The organism is Leucobacter viscericola, from assembly GCF_011299575.1.
GTDB lineage: Bacteria > Actinomycetota > Actinomycetes > Actinomycetales > Microbacteriaceae > Leucobacter > Leucobacter viscericola.
Window position 1 is genome coordinate 2,601,705 of sequence record NZ_CP049863.1, and the last position, 20,749, is coordinate 2,622,453.

Here is a 20,749-nt window from a genome sequence, read left to right on the forward strand (position 1 = left end):
ATCCGTGAACGGGCTGGCGTAATTCTGCAAGCGTAACCGCCGCTTCAGATCTTACGCTGGAGCCATGAATGCACACGAGTCTCGCGCCGCAAACGGCGCCCACACAACCAACGGTATGCCGCACGGCTCCACGAGTCTGACGCCGTTCTTGGCGATCCCGAATGCGCAGGGGGCGATCGAGTTTTATCGAGATGTCTTTGGGGCAAGAGTCGTTGATGTCACCGAGTTTGGCGGTGTTGTTGTGCACGCCGAACTCGACTTCGGAAACGGCCACTTGCAACTGGGTGAGCCCATGCCCGACTATCACCTCGTCGCCGCACCCGCGGGAGACGACGACTGCTATTCGATGGGACTGTTTTGCCCCGATGTTGACGATCTCGTCAAGCGCGCGGAGGCCGCGGGCGCGACCATTCGGGAGCCGGTCGCGGACTTCGTGTCGGGCGACCGCTTTGCGAGCATCCGTGATCCGTTTGGCGTGCGCTGGTCGGTGATGACACGGGTTGAGGATCTGTCGGAGGAGCAGAGCGCTCAGCGAGTCCGTGACTGGGCCGCGCAGCAGTCTCAGTAAAACCAGTAGCCGCTAGGGGGCCTCTGTGACCTCGCCGTCTAGCGAGTGCAGGTGAAGGCGCTCGCCGACGGAGTTGAAGATGCTGATGACCTCTGCCGGGCGTGTGCCCTCTGCGCTGATGGCGTGGGGAATTCTCGTGTCGAACTCGGCGGCTTCGCCGCGGGTGAGTACGTGGGTTGTGTCTCCGAGACGGAGGCGCAGGTGGCCCGAAAGTACGTAGAGCCACTCGTGTCCGTCGTGGGTTTTCGGCTCGCACGCGGCCGGAACCCCGGGCTGATAGCTGATCTTGAAGGCGCGCACCTCGGACTCTTCGCGAGTGAGTGGCGCGACCGTCATCCCCGGTTTTTGCACCGCGGGGCGGCGAACGCGCGGATCGCGGTCCTCGCTCTCGAGTAGGTCGTCGATGCGAATGCCCAGTTGCCTGGTGAGCGGCAGGAGGAGCTCAAGGCTGGCCTGACGCTTGCCCGATTCGAGGCGGGAGAGTGTGCTGACGGACATGTCGGCCCGACTCGCGAGGTCTTCGAGCGTCCAGCCGCGATCCTGTCGTGCCGCGCGCAGTCGTGGCCCGAGTTGTTGCAGGGCGTCCATGTGATACTCCTTGCCAAATCTGCAAATCTGCTTGCAAGTATGGCACGTCTTGGTCATTCTAGGGTCATGACGGAAAAGATTTGGGACGCGATCATTGTCGGTGGAGGGGCCGCGGGGCTGAGTGCTGCGCAGGCGCTCGGGCGGTCGCTGCGGAGTGTGCTGGTGATCGACGCGGGTAGCCCGCGCAACCGCTTCACCTCACACATGCACAACGTGCTCGGGTTTGACGGGATGCCGCCGGGTGAGCTTGCGCAGCGGGGTCGGATCGAGGCCGAGAGGTACAGCGTTAAGTTTCGCGACGGCTTTGTGCAGCGGGTCAGCGAGATTGCCGACGGTCTCCGGCTGGAACTGGCCGATGGAGCAGAGAAAACTCGTGCCCTGATCGTAGCGACCGGCGTGACCGATCAACTGCCTGAACTCCCCGGGCTTGCCGAGAATTGGGGCTCGACGGTGCTCCACTGCCCCTACTGCCACGGCTGGGAGGTGCGAGGGCAGCGCCTCGCCGTGGTCGCGAACCCGGAGTACGGGGTGCACCAGGCGAAACTCGTTCGGCAGTTGAGCGAGAACGTTGTGCTCTTTACGGAGGGGCTCAGCGGCTTTGACGAGGCGACCGCTCGCGCACTGCAGCATCGCGGGATCACACTCGAGTCAGAACACGCGACGGAGATCCTGGGCGAGGATGGCCGCGTGCGCGCCGTGCGCACAGCGAGTGGCCGTGAGATCCCGGTCGACGCCATCTTTACCGCCGGAACCCTCGTGCCGCACGACGGGTTCTTGGCGGAGCTTGGGCTCGACAGAACAGACGGGCCGCTGGGCAGTTTTGTGACGGTGGACCCGACCGGCAGAACCAGCCACCCGCGCATCTGGGCCGCGGGCAATGTGGTCACGCCCACCGCGACGGTGCCGCTCGTCATGGGTGCCGGCATGCTCGCCGGAGCCGCCGTCAACGGTGCACTCGTTGAAGAAGAGTTTGAGTCTGTGGCCCGTCACCACTCGCACGGTTCGCACGACGCGACGGACGCAGGTTCTCCCGCTGAATTTTGGGAGGGACTGTACAGCGGCGACGGACCCCGCTGGTCGGGGCGGGTGAACCACGCGATCGCAGAGATAGTCGGCGATTGGCAACCGGGCCGCTCGCTCGATCTCGGCTGCGGTGAGGGTGGCGACGTGCTCTGGCTCGCGGAGCGGGGCTGGCAGGCTCGGGGAATCGACCTGTCGAAGACCGCGATTGCGAGGGCTCGCACCCACGCTGAGGAGCGTGGTTTGGTTCAGGATCGCGCCACTTTTGATGCGGTTGACCTTGCTGACTGGGTGGGCGAAGATACTGAATCTGCCGAGCAGTACGACCTCATCACCGCGAGCTTCTTGCAGTCCCCAGTTGAGCTGCCGCGGACTGAGATTCTGCGCGCTGCCGCGTCACGGCTGGCCCCGGGTGGGCGACTGGTGATTGTGGCGCACGCCTCCGCGCCGTCGTTCGCGCCGGATCACCACTCCGACACAGAGTTCCCCTCGCCCGAGAGTGAGGTGGAGATGCTGGGGCTGGATCCCAAACGACACACTGTTGAGGTAGCAGAGGTGCGCACGCGTCAGGGTGTGGCCCCTGATGGGCAGGTCGCTGAGTTCGAGGACTCTGTGGTGGTGGTGCGACGATTGGGGTAGCACCGTTGTGATGCGCCAGCCGATCTGAGAATTTTTCGTCTTGCGTAACGAAATGAACTAAATATCAATCTGTCTCTCTCGGACCCGCTCTGTCAGCGCGGGTAGTTGAGGCGGCCGTCAAGCTCGCCTCAGTACGAAGAATCGTTAAGAGGAGAGTCATGTTTCGAGTTCGGTCAACCGCTGAAGGGTCTGGTGAACGCCAATCCCTGCGAAGTCGATTGGGCAAAGCCCTCGCGGGTGGTGCAGCGCTTGCCATTCTTGGTGGCATGATCTCAGTGCCAACGGTTGCGAACGCCGAGAGCAACTGGTCGGGGGTGCAATCGAACTACAACGAGGTTGAATACGCCTACGTTGCGGCGGGAGAGACCCTCGATCTCACCTTTACGAGCTCCTCGAGGTCCGGTACCGGCTTCGAAAACAAGTACGCGGTGACGGACCCGAGCGGAAATCGGCTGTGGGAGTGCACGATTGCGGCAGCAGATCCGGTAGGAACAGTATGTGCTGCAACCGGGCTGACCGGAGAGCCCGGCGCCTGGAAGATTGAAACGATCGCCAACAGTGGCGCCAACGAGACTCGCACCACCTGGCAGAAGCGAGTGATGCGCGATGGAGCTGAAGTTCCAGGTCGAATCTGGGCAAACTCGATCGGCATGTTCCAGTCCGGCGGCGCCGCGAACATGGCGAATGTAGACCTCTGGGTTGTCAACGACGACGGTTACCAATATTCCGTGAAACTATTCGGATACAACGGAGTTGGTTCCGTGCTTTCAGTAGATGCCGTGGGCACACCTGCCGAACCGAATAGCTGTATTCCAAGTTATCGGTCTGTGGATCTTCCGGAAAACAAGCAGTCGGCTGATTGCGCCAAGTTTAGACTCTTCTATAGTAAGCCAGCCCCTGACCTGCCTGCCTCTGCGCCCTCAGCTGATGGTGAACTGAAGGTGCTTCCGCCGGTTCTAGACAGCGCCGCTTTAGACGTCAACGACCTCGCGTTCACCCCGACGGCGTTGAGCCCGCGTACCGGAACATTCCACTACTCCATCACCCCCGCTTTCACTGGTAGCTACACCCTGGAGATCGACACCAACGGTGACGGGGATTACAGCGACTCCGTGGATCGCCGGATCGAGATGGTCGCTAACGGTGATGGGAAGTACTCGACCAGCTTTGATGGTCTCGACGGAGAAGGAAACCCGATCACAAACTGTGACGAGATGAAGGCCCGTATCTATTTCGATCGAGTCGGCGAGATTCATGTGCGAAACCAAGACGTTGAGGGCCGAGTCGGTGGCATCGAGATCGTACGGCACGATGCCAATGGAACCGATCCAACTATCTACTGGGACGACACCCAGCTGGACCCCTCTGGCCGCGACAACGTCACACCGAACCTCGACGGAACGGCGGGTGTCGACTCAACAGGCGGCGTACACGGCTGGAACTTCGCGAACAATAGCTGGGGCAACGACCGTCTCATTGACAACTGGACCTACGTTCCATTGAACAAGGGCACCGGAGAGATCACCATCCCCGGCCGTTGCCTCTCCGTCGAAAAGACGTCAAGCGCTACCGGTGCAGTCGCCACAGGCGACACTGTGCAGTACTCGGTCAAGGTGACCAACACCGGTGACTCGGACTACACCGCTGAGGCGCCGGCGATGGTGACTGATGACATGTCGGACGTTCTTGACGACGCTACCTTCGACAACAACGCAATCGCCAAAACGGGAACCGTCGCGTTCTCCAAGCCGAACCTGACCTGGACGGGAGCTCTGCCCGCCGGTTCCTCCGAGACCCTCACCTACTCGGTGACCGTCACGAACAAGGGCGACCATCGGCTCGCGAACACTGCGAAGATTCCCGCAGAACTCTGCGAGTTCGACGACCCAGCATGCTCGGACACGACCATAAACCTGCTTCCTCACATGCTCTACGGCAAAACCTCTGACCCCGCCTCCGGATCGAGCGTGAAGCCCGGCCAGGTCATCAGCTACACCCTGTCGTTCACCAACGATGGGCAGGCAGCGGGCCCCATCGACTCCACCGATGACCTCGCGGATGTTCTCGACGACGGGCAGATCATCGGTGAGCCGGTAGTTGATACTGAGGGGATCACCGCGACTCTCAGCGGCAAGACGCTCCGGGTCGTTGGCGCGCTCGAGCCGGGAGCCACGGCGCTCGTGACCTATCGGGTCACGGTCGGCAAGACTGACTCGCGGAACGGGAATGGCGCGCTGCGCAACGTTCTGACGCCGGATCACCCCGAGTTCTGCGGCTCGGAACTCTGCAAGGATCCCACCACCGTTCACGAACGGACGGCAATCCTGGAGCCTTCGGTGTCTAAGCTCGCACAGAACGAACTCGCCATCACCGGTGGCGCGGCTCCGATCGTGCTTCTCGGAATTGGCATCCTGATCGTCGCAGCAGGCACAGTGCTTCTGGTGCGTCGACGTCGCCCGAGATCAGACGCAGGCCAGTAGCGGTCCCCCACACGCCAGCCGGTACAGACACGTCAGCCGGTTGGATCGCAAAGGATCCAACCGGCTGAGTCGTGAGTACCGGCTGATGTGCCGGGGCTGCGGACGCAGCCGCCAGGCCCTACGGCAGCAGGCGAGTCGGCCCGCGGAACAGGTAGGTGACCTCGCGGATGGAGGACTGCCCCAGCATCAGCATCAGCACGCGGTTGAGGCCCATGCCGAATCCGCCGTGTGAGGGCACACCGTAGCGGAAGAAGTCGAGATAGAAGCCGAGCTCTTCGGGATCCATGCCCTTCGCACGTGCCTGCGCCTCGAGCACGTCGATGCGGTGCTCGCGCTGCGCACCCGTCGAGATCTCGGTGCCGTTGTAGATGAGGTCGTAGCTCTTGGTGAGCTCCGGGTTCTCTTCGTTCAGCATGTGGTAGAACGGGCGGATCGACGCGGCGTAGTCGGTGAGGAAGACGAAGTCGTGTCCGTACTTCTCCTTGACGTACGCTGAGATCTGGCGCTCGCCCTCGGGGTCCATGTCGGCGTCGGCGCGGGGCACCTCGTAGCCGCGCTCCTTGACGATCTCCTTCGCCTCGGCGAGGGGGATGCGCGGGAACGGGCGCTCGGGCACCTGAATCTCAACACCGAAGAGCTTCTGGATCGCTTCGCCGTGCTTCTCCTTGACCGCGGAGAGGCCAGCGACCATGAGCTCCTCGTGCAGCTCCATAACGTCTTCGTGCGAGTCGATCCAGCTCATCTCGGTATCGATCGAGGTGAACTCGGTCGCGTGACGCGAAGTGAAGGAGTGGTCGGCGCGGAATGCTGGGCCAACCTCGAAGATGCCGCCGAAGCCTGCGGCCTGCGCCATCTGCTTGAAGAACTGGGGGCTCTGCGCGAGGAATGCCTTGCCCTCGAAGTACTCGACCTCAAACAGCTCGGCGCGCGACTCGGAGGCGCTCGCCATCAGCTTCGGGGTCTGAATCTCGATGAAGTCACGCTCGATCCACACCTGGCGAAGTGCGTTGAGGAACGTGGTCTGCACGCGGAAGACGAGGTTCTGCTCGGGGCGACGCAGGTCGAGGAAGCGCCAGTCGAGGCGCACGTCGATGTTTGAGTCGTCGGCGACCGGGTTCTCAGGCAGCGAGGCCGCCACGACGTCGATCGTCTCGATCTGAACCTCAACACCGCCGAGCTTCACGCGCTCGTTGTGCTGCAGCTCACCCGTCACAGTAATGAAGGTGCCCTGCGTCAGCTCGGAGATCGTGGTGGTGCGGGGCACCAGAATGTCGGATCGAGGGTTCTCGGGATCCGGCTCGCGCAGCACACCGCCGTTCACCAGCTGAACCGCGCCGCTCTCGTCGCGCAGCACAACAAACTGCACGTACCGCTGGTCGCGCACTTTCTCCACCCATCCGGAGACTCGTACGATGCCGTCTTCGTGGGCGGCGAGGTCTTTGATTAACACGCGTTCAGTCACCCCGACAGTCTAGCCGCACCGCTTTCAGGTGCTGGCCAAATGGGGGAGCGATCCCCCACCGGAGCCATCCTTGTGATCTACTGTGCGCACCACTCGTTTTGTTTGGTCACAGACGCGTAATTTCGGTGGGTGCCCTAGGGTTTTGCTGGATCGCAAAAACAACCCGCGATCAGGAGTTTCTTTGCGGCGAAGAAGGCGGCTGAAGAAGTTCCAAAATTTCTTTTCATAATTGCGTCATTTTTCGGGCGATAAGCCGTCTTATTATGTGAAGGCAGTTAGGACCCACCCCCCTATTAGGGTCCTGATGTCTTCTCCGGCCGCCTTAGAGCCGCCGGGTCCTCTAGCGAGGCGAGGGGAGTGCTGTTCCAGAACCCGGCACTCCCCTCATTCTCTCTCAACGCACACGACGTTATGGAATCCGCGGAATCTTCGCGATCCAAACTCATTTGCTCACGAGCGTAACGAATCGATTCGATTCTTAGTCTCTTTCTCATTGGTAGGCCCGTAATTGATCGCGGGACCAGAGTAGAAGGAGCATAACCCCATGCAGAAACGCAGAATTGGCCGTGCGCGGTTTTCGCGAAAGCGAATGACTGCCGCACTCGGCGCTCTGGTTATCGCGTTCTCGGGAGGGATCGCTGGACTGACAGCGACTCCCGCTCCCGCTGAGGCCGTCGAAAATGCGACGTGGGCGCTTCTTCACGATGAGCAAACGTTCTATACCTATGTTGAAGCCGGCCAAAACTTCAACGCACTGTTCCGTTATCGCGGTGAGGTGAGCTCGGGTGAGGGTGACACCGCGATCATCACGATGATCCGACCCGACGGAACCACTTCTGTCTGCACGAAAATAAAGTACCCCTCGACCTACTGGATTACAGCTTGCGCCTTTGGTGAGGTTGCGCCGGTCACCGGAGTCTACGCGCTGAATTACCACAGCAATGCTGCTTTCTCGCGAACTGTTCCGCTCGTCGATTGGAATATCGCCGTCACCAACGGTGCTCCCGGCAGAGCCGGAACCACCGTCGCGTCAGGCCGCACCTGGACCGAGATGTACGGGGTGCGTAACCACTACGACGAGTCCTTGCACGTCAAAACGATTCCCATGTGGGTGCAAACGCAGGACGGCTTCTCTTACCGGATGACAATCAATCACCTGCACGGGATCGACTCCCAATTCTCTTCGAACGCGTTCGGCGTCATCGACACCAACACTTGCAAGTCGGTCCGGCACAGCGGTGCGAGCGCCACTGTGAATAGCCACCCTGAGATTCAAAATGTCATGCAACAGACGAAGTGTGACTACTCGCCGTACAAGATCTTCTTTGAGCCGCCCGCGGCCGATCTCCCGCAGTCGGTCACTCTTCCGACGCCGATTGGCACCCCGGATACTCGTCTGCCGCAGGGCGCAACGACCTGGCTGAAGAACCCGATCATCCAGCCGACGATTGAGGGTCTCAATTACGTCATTACTGACGAAACTGCCTCGCTCGCAGGAACGCTTAACTTCACCATCCCCGAGTTCGAGGGGACCGCGTATGTGAACTTCGACACCGATAACGACGGAATCTACAACGGGCCGCTTGACCGCACCGAACAGGTCACCGTGCTCAAGGGGCAGCCCGTGTCGCTCTCCTTTGACGGCCTCAATGCCGCAGGTGGGCTGCTCGGACCAAAAGACAAGATGAAGGTTCAGGTGCAGCTCAAAGAAATTGGCGAGGCGCATTTTGTAATGGGCGACGTTGAAGCGCTTGGCGGGTTTGAAGTTGTTCGGGCGAACGGTCCGCAGGCCGGTCAACCAGCTGCACTGCACTGGGACGACACACCGCTCGACGACCCTGCCTATGATCTCCAGGCAGGCATCAAGTGCTCGACCACTCCGCTGAAAAAATCTCCGCCCGAGGGAGTCGTGAGCACGGGCGGTGTGCACGGCTGGGATTACGGCTCCTGCTTCGGCATGGGTGAGCAGCCAGACGTGAATAATTCGATCAACAGCAATCCCACCAACACCGTCTTCGGGGGTGGGTGGGGTAACAACCGCGACATCGACAACTGGGTGTACACCGATGTCGCGCTTGCCGTGCAGGTTTCGGTGCCTTTGGATCCGGTGGATCCTGGAGAAGACCCGGACGAGGATCCGGGAGAGGACCCCGGAGAGGACCCGGGCGAGGATCCCACGCCCACGGAGAAGCCGGAGCCGCCCACGGAAAAACCTGAGCCGCCTACGGAGAAGCCTAAGTCGCCCACAGAGAAGCCTGGAGCGCCCAAGCCCACCTCAACAACGACGAATGATGAGTTGGCCACGACCGGTGCCAACGAATCTTCCGCCTCCCTGTTGGCCGCCATCGGTGCGCTGATCGCCGGGGCCCTGGCCCTCGTCTCCACCCGCCGCAAGAACCTGCAGCGCTAGAAAAAGACGCTTCACAATCACAGCAGAACGCGCATCTACTCCGGTGGATGCGCGTTCTGCTTTTTCTATTCTGTGACTGTCACCAGATTCCGTTTGGTAAAGTGACGGCGCTGAAAGTCGATGGTGGGGAGACCGTCGTTTTGGCTCTTTTTGCAGACTCAAGGTGATGTGGGGATTCGTTGGAGCGTCAACGTATAAGCGAGGAAAAGTTCTGGGAGCTTTACGCCGTCTCGCAACCCCATTTGGTGAAATTCGCTCAGCGGCTCTGCTCTGACCGTATGCTCGCTGAAGACGCGGTCGCCGAGGCATTCGTCTCAGTATTAAAAACACTTCGCAAACCGGGGGATTCGGGTCCGACACAGGAGACTTTTATCTCATATTTACGGGTGTGCATTCGGCACGAGGTTGCCCAGTTGTCGCGGCGGATGAGCGTTGAAGAGACCAACGCAGACATTGAAGCGCAGCTTGAGGGGCGGCAGATCGCCGACGAGTCGGGTGAGCGGCTAGACGACGTTGATGTTTGGGACAGCGATGTTGCGAGACGCGCGTTTAGTGATCTGCCCGAGCGGGATCAGAGCCTTCTGAAGCTCACCGAGGTCGACAGCAAGCCGCTGGCAGAGGTGGCCAATGTGCACGGCATGACCGCGCAGGCAGTTGCCGCCGCAACCTATCGGGCGCGAGATGCGCTTCGCACAAACTACCTCGTAGAGGCTGTCGCTACGGACCCGGCCTGCCCCAAGATGAGGGTTGATTTTCTCGCGGCGTTTGCCCGAGGTAAGGCTCCAAGCGTGCGACGGCGCAAGATTGAAGCCCATCTCAAAGAGTGCGACCGTTGCCCGGCACGGTTGAAGAAGATGCTGTCGTATCGGGTGCCGACCATGGTTGTTGTGCTTCTTGCGTCGACGGCTGGTGTGCTCGGAACGGGGAGCGGGGCAACTCGAGCTTCTGCCGTGAGCGATGGTGAACTTGCGCTAGAGAACACCGCGATACGGCGGGAGTCGCTACGGCGTAATATTTGGCAGGTGGGCGGCGGAGCGTTGGTGCTTGTGTTGGCCGGCGTGGCGGCTTGGACCATGATCTTTTCTGGTGTGCAGCACACCGCGGGTGAGACCACGAACTCAGGAACAGTTACCACTGGAACGGACGACCCCCGTGGTAACGGTGATCCAAACAACGGTGGCCCAGACGGCCCCGGACAATCTGCAGATCCGTTCAAGGAAAGCGCTAGTGGCAGCGCCAGCGGCAAAGACGACGGCAGCAATGGCGACAACAGCGACAGTGACGGAAACGACAATGGCGGAGGCGGCAACAACCTGCCGCCAGGTGTGCGTTCGGCAAGTTGGCTCAAGCCACCAGCAAATTATGTAGCTGGTGGGCGAGACGCGAAACTTCTTCTCGCGGTTGAATTTGATCCCGACACTGAGCCCTCCAACTACCTGGTCGAGGTGCAGGTTCCTGACGGCGTTAAAGTGACCCGTGCATCCGCTGGGTGCACGATTGACGCGAGCACGGTGGTGTGTGCCCCCACTGCAGAGATGCTCAATCTGAGATTGTTCAACTTCCAGTTTTTCACCGACTTGAGCGAAGACGCAGGTCTGCCAGTCGTAACTGTGCGAAAACAGTAGTCGCTTGATTCTGGGCACCTCAGACGAGATGCCCAGCGAATTATCGGCCAGCGGGCGGTGACGCTCGCGTAGTATTGCTCCCTGTCGATCCGGTTTCATTTGGGGAATTGAAGCCGCGCGACATCAGCCGTGAACGGCCCTGGCTTTGGCCTGCCGTGTTTTAGCGACGTCTTTTATTCATCGGGGGAGCTTTGGGGAACATATTGTCGGGGTGGCGGTTTGGTGCCGTCGCTGCGCTCTGTGAGGGTGCCCATTAAGCTTTTCCCCCAAATCTTGCCCGCGTGCGGAAACTTCGTCATATCTTTCGAGACCGGCCCTCTTTACAGAGCGTAAGGGGTTTCGTGGATGCGGCTGTGTTGGTCAGCTCGTTTCTCGTGATGCTCTGCGCCACTCATGTTCAGGTCGATGCGTTCACAAGAGGCATCGACCGAAAGCAGCCAGAGCTGTGGGAATTGTAAGGAAAAGTAAATGGTGGTTGGAAATAGGAATACGTTGCGGTCGAGTAGGCGAAGCGCCTTCTTTCGGCTAGCGCAGCAGAGCCTTGCGATCGTTATGCTCGCGGGGTTGGTTGCAGGGACGTTGAGCGTAACCCCTGCTGAGGCATCAGACGTTGATGGCCTTTCGGCGTGGGCTAAAAGCATTACCTCCGCTCGCCAATCGGACTCTGACATCGGGTTGGTTCTCGACGTGGAGGATACTCACGCGTCAGATACGAACTTCGACAGCTATCTCTTGAGCGGCTTGCCCGCTGGCTGGACCGTGAAGAACGGGGCGAGGCTGCTGCAGCCAGTTTCTCCTGATCCACTTATTTACTCCCTCCCTAAAGACGCGACTCTCTCTGGCAAGATCTCAGTGCTCCCCCCGCTTGGCTACTCAGGCAGGGACACCGAACTCACGCTGTCGCGAGTATCGAAGACTGAAAATCTCATCACTGACTTTGACGGTGGCAGCTTCGACTACACAGGCACAGCGAAGCCTCAACTGCCCGCTTCGAACACTACCTACAAGTGGAATGATCCCACGGTCATTAACACCACTTCAGATAACAACACGTATGGCCCAGACAACGGTTCCTATACGGTGTGGCCGACTGCCAGCATCAACGGACCGCTTGAACACACCAACAACTACTGGGCCGACCTGAGAAGCATCAAGAACCCCCTTGCTGCCCCCACCGAAGACGTGTGCGAGGACTGGACGGCAAAAAGCCCGTCGTATCAGGTCTCGGAAAAAGACGCCGCCAGTTCAGGAAAGATCTTGGTGGTGAACGCCGACGAGGCGGCGAGCAACAGCAACCTCATTACCACCACTGTCACGGGGCTAGAGCCCAACACCGACTACGTCTTCTCAGGCGACATCGCAAATCTGAATGTGAATCCAGACGCTGACAGCGCCCCAGCGCAGGCCGCATTTTTTGCGGGTGACCAGATCATTGGATCGAGCCAGCCTTCGCCCAAGCAGTCGTCCTGCCTCAATGACAAGACTCACTGGGTGCACTCGACATCCGTTGTGAATACCGGAGATTCCACGTCGTTGACCCTTGGTGTGCAGAACTACGGAACAGCTGACAACGGCAAAGATCTTGCAATCGACAACTTGAGTCTGCTGCCGATGGGGTCGACGTCGTTTAGAGCGACTGTGTATGACTACCCGCAACCGTTCGTGACTGTCTCGAAAACTGCGGAGCCAGCATCGGGTACGCCGGTGGAGCGTGGAGACACGATCACCTATACGTTGGAGCTTCAGAACACGGGCGGAACCCCGCTTACCAACACTGTGGTGACGGACGACCTATCTGACGTGTTGGATGATGCCGACCTTATTGAAGGTTCATTCATGGAGGCGTATGGGGATTTTTCGCCTGTGAGTGCTGAGGACGTGACGGTGTCAGGGAACACACTCGTTTGGAATGCGCAGGGTGGTGTACCCACCTACGAGAACATGACGCTGACGTACAAAGTTCGGGTGAAGTCGAATTCGACTGCGGCGGCGACGCTGGTGAATCATGTGACGGCCACGAGCGAGGTGCCTAGCGCCAACAATATGGCCAAGTCGAACTGTACGACAGGCGACGAGGCCGATTGCACGACCACCCACCCGATTCGTGCGCTGACGCCGGGACTCCGTGTGGTGAAGAGCGCGGATCCTGCTTCTGGCACGACCGTGGCGCGCGGCGACAAGATCACGTATTCGGTCGTTGCAGAGAACACGGGTGAGACTCCGCTCAAGAACGTGGACGTAACTGATGATTTGACCGGTGTGTTTGATGATGCCGATCTGGTGCCAGGATCGCTGGCATCATCCTCCGGTGATGCCCCGACGGTGTCGGGCAACAAGCTCGCTTGGACCGGTGACCTTGCGGTGGGGGCAAAGGTGACGCTCACCTACCAGGTGGCCGTGCATGACACTGCTCCAAGGGATGCGGTGCTGTTGAACCATGTCGTCGCTGTCGGCGACGACCCCGACGGAGAAGAAGTGCCGTCGAACTGTGTAGACGGAACCGAACCCGACTGCACAACGACCCATCCCCTCGCAGACACGTCGGTGAAGATCGAGAAGACCGATGGTAAGACGGTCGTTGGCGCTGGTGAAGAAACCACGTATGACGTGACGGTGACGAATACTGGCGCGGATCAGGTGACCGGAGTTACCGCGACCGATGAGCTCCCAGCTGGGGTGACGTTTGTGTCGGCGACTGATGCGGGTTCATACGACCCCGCGGTGCGGCAAGTGGTCTGGAGTGTCGGGGTGCTTGCTGCAGGAGCATCGAAGACCGTGCATGTGACGGTCAAGGTGGACGCTGATGTGAAGCCGGGTCAGCAGATCCGCAATATCGCGGTCGTTGATACTGACCAGGGCTGTGTGGATGATCCCACGACCGAGCCGAACGAGTGTAAGTCGGTTGACACTGATGAGACACCCGCGATCTCGATCAAAAAGACCGATAATAAGGTAACCGTCGCACCGGGTGAGGCTCTCACCTACTCCTTGACGGTCACGAACTCGGGCACGGTTCCCGCGGAGAACGTGTCGGTCGCGGATAAGTTGCCTGCCGAGCTGGAGTTTGTGTCGGCTGGTCAGGGTGGCACGTTCGATGCCGCAACCGGCAAGGTGTTGTGGACGATTCCGTCGCTCGCGGCTGGTGAGTCGACCACGGTTGACGTGACCGCGAACGTTGCGGCCACGGTTGGCGCGGGTGTTGACATTGCGAACGTCGCGACTGTGGATATGCCGCAGGGCTGCATCGACGATCCTGACACCGAGCAGAATGAGTGTGACTCGACAGACATTGACCACACGCCAGCAATCTCGATTGTGAAAGATGACCACGAGACGAATGTGCGTCCCGGTCAGGAACTCACCTACGATCTGGTGGTAAAGAACGCGTCGAAGTACGCTGCGCAGGGTGTGACAGTGTCTGACGGGCTGCCAGAGAACCTGGTGTTTGTGTCTGCCACCAACGGTGGCACGTATGATGCTGCGACACGCACAGTGTCGTGGGCCCTTGGTGACCTGGACGGGAACAGCACACAGACAGTTCAGGTTGTGGCCACGGTTGCAGACACGGCGCTCGGCGACGAGATCGTGAGCAACACAGCTCGTGTGTCTACTGAGCAGGGCTGTGTCGATGATCCTTCGACTGATCAGAATGAATGCGAGTCCACGGATGTGGACCGCGTGCCATCGATCTCGATTTTCAAGACCGATAACAAGACTGTCGTTGGTGCTGGCGAAGAAACCACCTATGACGTGACGGTCACGAACACTGGCACGGATCAGGTGACGGGAGTCACTGCGACCGATGTGCTCCCTGCCGGAGTCACGTTTGTGTCGGCGTCTGACGGTGGTTTGTACGATCCTGTACTGCGGCGCGTGGTCTGGAATGTCGGGACGCTGGAAGCAACAGCTGCGCAGACCGTCCATGTGACGGTCAAGGTCGATGCTGACGTGAAGCCGGGTCAGCAGATCCGCAATATCGCGATCGTTGATACCGATAAGGGTTGCATTGATGATCCCACGACCGATCAGAACGATTGTGAGTCGGATGACGTTGACGAGACGCCCGCGATTTCGATCGTAAAGACTGACAATAAAGAAACTGTCGCGCCAGGTGAGGCTCTCACCTACACGTTGACAGTCACGAACACGGGAACCGTCGCGGCCTCGGATGTGTCGGTCACGGACCAGTTGCCTGCTGAGCTGGAGTTTGTGTCGGCCGGTCAGGGCGGCACATTTGATTCGGCAACCGGGAAGGTGTCGTGGTCGATCCCATCGCTCGGCGCAGGCGCGTCGACCACGGTTGAGGTGACCGCGAACGTTGCGGCCACGGTTGGCGCTGGCGTCGACATTGCGAACGTAGCGACCGTAGACGTGCCCCAGGGTTGCATCGATGATCCTGACACCGATCAGAACGAGTGTGAGTCAACGGATACCGATCACACACCTTCGGTCTCTATCATCAAGACCGATAACAAGACCGTTGTTGGTGCTGGTGAAGAAACCACCTACGACGTAACGGTGACAAACACCGGCGTGGATCAGGCAACGGGAGTTGTCGCGACCGATGTGCTCCCTGCTGTGGTGACGTTTGTGTCGGCTACTGACGGAGGCGCTTACGATCCCGCACTGCGACGCGTGGTTTGGAATATCGGGACGCTCCCTGCTGGAGCCGTGCAGACGGTTCATGTGACGGTCACTGTGGATGCGGATGTGGCACCGGGCCAGCAGATTCGGAACGTAGCGGTCTTGAACACCGATCAGGGTTGCACCGATGATCCTGGAACGCCCGCGAACGAGTGTGAGTCGGTTGACATCGATGAGACGCCCGCGATCTCGATCAAGAAGACCGACAACAAGGAAACCGTGGCTCCGGGTGAGGCTCTGACCTACACTCTGACGGTCACCAACGCTGGCACGGTCTCCGCGGAGAACCTAACGGTCACGGACCGCTTGCCAGCCGAGCTGGAGTTTGTGTCGGCTGGGCAGGGCGGCACGTATGACGCCACGACCGGTCAGGTGTCTTGGACGATCCCGTCGCTCGCGGCTGGTGAGTCGACCACGGTTGAGGTGACCGCGAACGTCGCGGCCACGATCGGTGCTGGTGCTGAGATTCGGAATGTGGCGAGTGTGGATGGGCCTCAGGGCTGCATCGATGACCCCTCAACTGATCAGGACGAGTGCGATTCGACAGACATTGATCACACGCCCGCAATCTCGATTTTCAAGACCGATAACAAGACCGTTGTTGGTGCTGGTGAAGAAACCACGTACGACGTGACGGTGACAAACGCAGGCACTGTGCCGGCAACGGGAGTTACCGCGACTGACGCGCTCCCAAGCGGAGTCACATTTGTATCGGCCTCTGACGAAGGCTCCTACGATCCCGCGCTGCGTCGCGTGGTCTGGAGTGTTGGGACGCTTGCCGCTGGCGCCGCGCAGACCGTGCACGTGACGGTCAAGGTGGACGCTGACGTGAAGCCGGGTCAGCAGATCCGAAACGTCGCGATCGTTGATACCGATCAGGGTTGCATTGATGATCCCACAACCGATCAGAACGATTGTGAGTCGGTTGACGTTGACGAGACGCCCGCGATCTCAATCGTGAAGACCGATAACAAGGAAACCGTGGCGCCGGGTGAGGCTCTCACCTACACGTTGACGGTCACGAACACGGGAACGGTCGCGGCCACGGACGTGTCGGTGACCGACCAGTTGCCCGCCGAGCTGGAGTTTGTGTCGGCTGGTCAGGGGGGCACGTACGATCCGGCAACCGGCAACGTGTCGTGGTCGATCCCGTCACTTGATGCTGGTGCGTCGACCACGGTTGAGGTGACCGCAAACGTTGCGGCAATGGTTGGCGCTGGCGTTGATATTGCGAATGTCGCGACGGTAGATGTGCCCCAGGGCTGCATCGATGATCCGGACACCGATCAGGATGAGTGCGGATCAAACGACGTTGATCACACGCCAGCGATCTCGATTGTGAAGGACGACCACGAGACGAACGTGAAGCCCGGACAGTGGCTCACCTACGACCTGGTGGTGAAAAACGCGTCGAAGTATCCCGCGAAGGGTGTGACGGTGTCTGACGTACTGCCAGAAAACCTGGTGTTTGTGTCTGCCACCAACGGTGGCACCTACGACGCTGCGACCCGTACGGTGTCGTGGAGCCTCGGTGACATGGACGCCAACAACACGCAGACTGTTCAGGTTGTGGCTATAGTTGCCGACACGACGCAGCGTGACGACGTCGTGAGCAACACAGCTCGTGTGTCTACCGAGCAGGGTTGCGTCGATGATCCTTCGACTGATCAGAACGAGTGCGAGTCCACGGATGTGGACCGCGTGCCATCGATCTCTATCTTTAAGACTGACAACAAGACTGTCGTTGGTGCTGGCGAAGAAACCACGTATGACGTGACCGTGACGAACACCGGAAGTGTCCCGGCAACGGGAGTTACCGCAACCGACATGCTCCCTGAAGGGGTCACATTTGTGTCGGCGACTGACGGCGGAGTCTACGATCCTGCGCTGCGAAGTGTGGTCTGGAATGTCGGAACCCTTGAGGCTGGCGCTGTGCAGACCGTGCACGTGACGGTCGCCGTTGATGCGGACGCGAGGCCGGCTCAGCAGATCCGGAACGTCGCAGTTGTTGATTCCGATCAGGGGTGTGTGGATGATCCCACGACCGATCAGAACGAGTGTGAGTCAGTTGATACTGACGAAACGCCCGCGGTCAAGATTGAAAAGACCGACAACAAAGAGACCGTTGCGCCGGGCGAGGCTATTACTTACTGGTTGATGGTTTCGAATTGGGGTACGGTTGCCGCGGAAAACGTGACGGTGACTGACCAACTGCCCGCCGAGCTTGAGTTTGTGTCGGCCGGTCAGGGCGGCACCTATGATCCGGCAACGGGCAAGATTTCATGGACAATCCCGTCGCTTGATGCTGGCGCTTTGATCACGGTTGAGGTGAACGCGAACGTCTCGGCAACGGTTGGTGCGGGTGCCGACATCGCGAACGTGGCGACCGTGGATGTGCCCCAGGGCTGCATCAATGACCCCGTAAGTGATCAGGATGAGTGCCGGTCGACAGACATTGACCACACGCCAGCGATCTCGATTGTGAAAGACGATCACGAGACGAACGTTCGTCCTGGTCAGGAACTCACCTACGATCTGGTGGTGAAGAACGCGTCGAAGTACGCTGCACAGAGTGTGACGGTGTCTGATGTGCTGCCGGAGAACCTGGTGTTTGTGTCCGCTACGAACGGTGGCACCTATGATGCTGCGACGCGCACAGTGTCGTGGGCTTTGGGTGACATGGACGGTGAGACCACCCAGACGATCCAGGTTGTGGCCAAGGTTGCTGACACGGTTCTGGGTGACGAGGTCGTGAGTAATACGGCTCGTGTGTCTACCGAGCACGGGTGTGTCAACGACCCCACGACTGATCAGAACGAGTGCGAGTCGACTGACACTGACCGGGTGCCTTCGGTTTCGATCGTCAAGACCGATAACAAGACCGTTGTTGGTGCTGGTGAAGAAACCACGTACGACGTGACAGTGACGAACACAGGCACGGATCAGGTGACCGGAGTCACCGCGACCGACGTGCTCCCTGCCGGACTCACGTTTGTGTCGGCAACTGACGGCGGTGCCTACGATCCTGCGTTGCGCCGCGTGACCTGGAATGTCGGGACACTTGCCGCTGGCGCCGCGCAGACTGTACATGTGACAGCCACAGTGGACGCTGACGTGAAGCCTGGTCAGCAGATTCGGAACGTCGCGATCGTTGATACCGATCAGGGCTGCGTCGATGATCCTTCGACCGATCAGAACGAGTGTGAGTCGGTTGACGTTGACGAGACGCCCGCGATCTCGATCGTGAAGACTGACAGTAAAGAAACTGTTGCGCCGGGTGAGGCGCTCACCTACACCTTGACGGTCACGAATGCGGGCACGGTTGCTGCGGAAAACGTGACGGTGACCGACCAGTTGCCCGCCGAGCTGGAGTTCGTGTCGGCCGGTCAAGGTGGCACGTACGATCCGGCAACCGGCAACGTGTCGTGGACGATCCCGTCACTTGATGCTGGTGCGTCGACCACGGTTGAGGTGACCGCAAACGTTGCGGCCACGGTTGGTGCCGGCGTTGATATCGCGAACGTCGCGACGGTAGACGTGCCCCAGGGCTGCATCGACGATCCTGACACCGATCAGGATGAGTGCGGATCAACCGACGTTGACCACACTCCGGCGATCTCGATTGCGAAAGACGATCACGAGTCGATCGTGCGGCCGGGGGAGCAGCTCACGTATGACCTCGTGGTGACGAACAAGTCGCAGTACGCTGCGAAGGACGTGACGGTGTCTGATGTGCTGCCGCAGAATCTGGTGTTTGTGTCTGCCACGAACGGTGGCACGTATGACGCTGCGACGCGTGCGGTGTCGTGGAGCCTCGGTGACATGGACGCGAATAGCACGCAGACGATCCAGGTTGCGACTACGGTGGCTGACTCGGTGCTCGGAAACGAGATCGTGAGTAACACGGCTCGCGCGCTCACCGAAAACGTGTGCGTGGATGATCCCACAACCGATCAGAACGAGTGCGAGTCCACGGACAACGACCAGGTGCCCGCAGTCTCAATCACGAAGGACGACGGCAAGAAGGTTGTGCGGTCGGGCGAGACCCTTGACTACGTGCTGACGGCCAAGAACATTGGTGCGGTAGATGCCCCCAATGTGATCGTGACTGATGTGATGCCAAAGAATGTGGACTTCGTGAAGTCTTCGATCCCTGGCACACAGTCTGTCAATGATGCCTTCTCGTTCGAGTGGAGCCTGGGCACACTGAAGCCGGGTGAGGTGCGTGAGATTGTGGTCACGGTGAAGGTGCACGAGAAGCTTGCCCCGGATACCGAGATCGCGAACACGGCAACGATCACCACGGACGGGGTCTGTGTTGATGATCCCGCGACCGGTGTGGACGAGTGTGAAGCGACCGATATCGATGTCACCCCGTCAGATGTGTGGATTCTGAAGGACGACCACATGACCGAGGTGAAGGCCGGGGAAGAACTCACCTACGATCTCACCGTTGGCAACAACTCGACCACCAAGACGATCACGGATGCCGTTGTGACGGACTCGCTGCCGAAGAATGCGGTGTTTGTGTCCGCGACTGATGGTGGTGTGGTGTCGACTGATGGCAAGACGGTGACGTGGCAGCTGGGTGAGCTCGCGCCGGGTGCGAAGACGGTGGTGAAGGTGACCGTGAAGGTCGCAGCTGATGCGAAGCCGGGTGATGAGGTGCTCAACACGGCAGTCGTTGATATTCCGGGTGGTTGTGTTCAGGAAGATGCGTGCACGTCGACGGATCGTGACGTGTTGCCAAAGCTGTCGATTGTGAAGACGGACCACCAGGAGAGCGTGAAGCCGAGTGAGAAGCTCACATATGACGTGACGGTCACGAACGAGACCAGTGTTGATGCGGAGAACGCGGTGGTGACTGATCGTCTTCCGAAGAACGTCTCGTATGTGTCGTCGAGTGATGGTGGCTCGTATGACCAGGCAACGCACACGGTGACGTGGTCGCTGGGCACCCTTGCTGGCAAGGCCGTGAAGACGGTGAAGGTGACGGTCACGGTGAATGCGGACGCGACTCGCGAGGTCGTGAACGTTGCGTCGGTGAAGACCCCGGTCGGGTGTGCGCAGGAAGGTGAATGCCACGGGGACGACGTGACCGTGATCGATCCTCCGGTCGAACTATCACCGTTTGGTGGATCACTCGCGGTGACCGGCGGTGCCGGCTACGGCCTGCTAGCAGCGGGCGCGGCTGGACTGTTGCTGCTGGGTGCGGGAATCGTGCTGGCGGTCGCACGCCGCCGCAAGAGTAACGTGTAGCTCTTCGGTAAGTTGAGCAGATAGCTGGGGTGGTCACCGTGAGTTGGTGGCCAC

General features: G+C 59.9%; 8 protein-coding genes. 6 read left to right on the forward strand and 2 right to left on the reverse strand.

Features of this window, described 5'->3' with window-relative positions:
* The first annotated feature begins 64 nt into the window (after positions 1-64).
* Positions 65-568 (forward strand): VOC family protein, encoded by a 504-nt coding sequence (locus G7068_RS11350; protein WP_166292059.1) that lies wholly within the window; start codon positions 65-67, stop codon positions 566-568.
* Between the two features lie 12 nt (positions 569-580).
* Here the strand turns inward: G7068_RS11350 and G7068_RS11355 are convergent, their stop codons facing one another.
* Positions 581-1,156 (reverse strand): helix-turn-helix domain-containing protein, encoded by a 576-nt coding sequence (locus tag G7068_RS11355; RefSeq protein ID WP_166292060.1) that lies wholly within the window; start codon positions 1,154-1,156, stop codon positions 581-583.
* Positions 1,157-1,222: 66 nt separating this feature from the next.
* On the opposite strand from G7068_RS11355, the gene G7068_RS11360 reads away from it, so the two are divergent.
* Entirely contained in the window at positions 1,223-2,815 is a 1,593-nt protein-coding gene (locus G7068_RS11360; protein WP_166292061.1) for a bifunctional NAD(P)/FAD-dependent oxidoreductase/class I SAM-dependent methyltransferase, read from the forward strand.
* Positions 2,816-2,973: 158 nt separating this feature from the next.
* Entirely contained in the window at positions 2,974-5,295 is a 2,322-nt protein-coding gene (locus tag G7068_RS11365) for a DUF7927 domain-containing protein (protein WP_166292062.1), read from the forward strand.
* Positions 5,296-5,413: 118 nt separating this feature from the next.
* Here the strand turns inward: G7068_RS11365 and aspS are convergent, their stop codons facing one another.
* Complete coding sequence (aspS, locus tag G7068_RS11370) at positions 5,414-6,757, reverse strand: aspartate--tRNA(Asn) ligase (RefSeq protein WP_166292063.1); 1,344 nt, start codon at positions 6,755-6,757, stop codon at positions 5,414-5,416.
* A gap of 544 nt (positions 6,758-7,301) precedes the next feature.
* Here aspS and G7068_RS11375 point away from each other — a divergent pair.
* The 3 genes from G7068_RS11375 to G7068_RS11385 all read left to right on the forward strand — a co-directional run bounded on the left by G7068_RS11375 (position 7,302) and on the right by G7068_RS11385 (position 20,695).
* On the forward strand, positions 7,302-9,167 hold the full coding sequence (locus G7068_RS11375) for an LPXTG cell wall anchor domain-containing protein (protein WP_166292064.1): 1,866 nt from the start codon (positions 7,302-7,304) through the stop codon (positions 9,165-9,167).
* A gap of 179 nt (positions 9,168-9,346) precedes the next feature.
* Entirely contained in the window at positions 9,347-10,792 is a 1,446-nt protein-coding gene (locus G7068_RS11380; protein ID WP_280116196.1) for a sigma-70 family RNA polymerase sigma factor, read from the forward strand.
* 579 nt (positions 10,793-11,371) lie between these two features.
* Positions 11,372-20,695 (forward strand): DUF7507 domain-containing protein, encoded by a 9,324-nt coding sequence (locus G7068_RS11385; RefSeq protein ID WP_166292066.1) that lies wholly within the window; start codon positions 11,372-11,374, stop codon positions 20,693-20,695.
* Positions 20,696-20,749: the final 54 nt, after the last annotated feature.

Excerpts from the sequence above, each read along its gene's own strand:
- G7068_RS11365 (WP_166292062.1), top strand. The coding sequence starts at position 2,974 with ATGTTTCGAGTTCGGTCAACCGCTGAAGGGTCTGGTGAACGCCAATCC.
- G7068_RS11375 (WP_166292064.1), top strand. The coding sequence starts at position 7,302 with ATGCAGAAACGCAGAATTGGCCGTGCGCGGTTTTCGCGAAAGCGAATG.
- G7068_RS11360 (WP_166292061.1), top strand. The coding sequence starts at position 1,223 with ATGACGGAAAAGATTTGGGACGCGATCATTGTCGGTGGAGGGGCCGCG.
- G7068_RS11355 (WP_166292060.1), bottom strand. The coding sequence starts at position 1,156 with ATGGACGCCCTGCAACAACTCGGGCCACGACTGCGCGCGGCACGACAG.
- G7068_RS11350 (WP_166292059.1), top strand. The coding sequence starts at position 65 with ATGAATGCACACGAGTCTCGCGCCGCAAACGGCGCCCACACAACCAAC.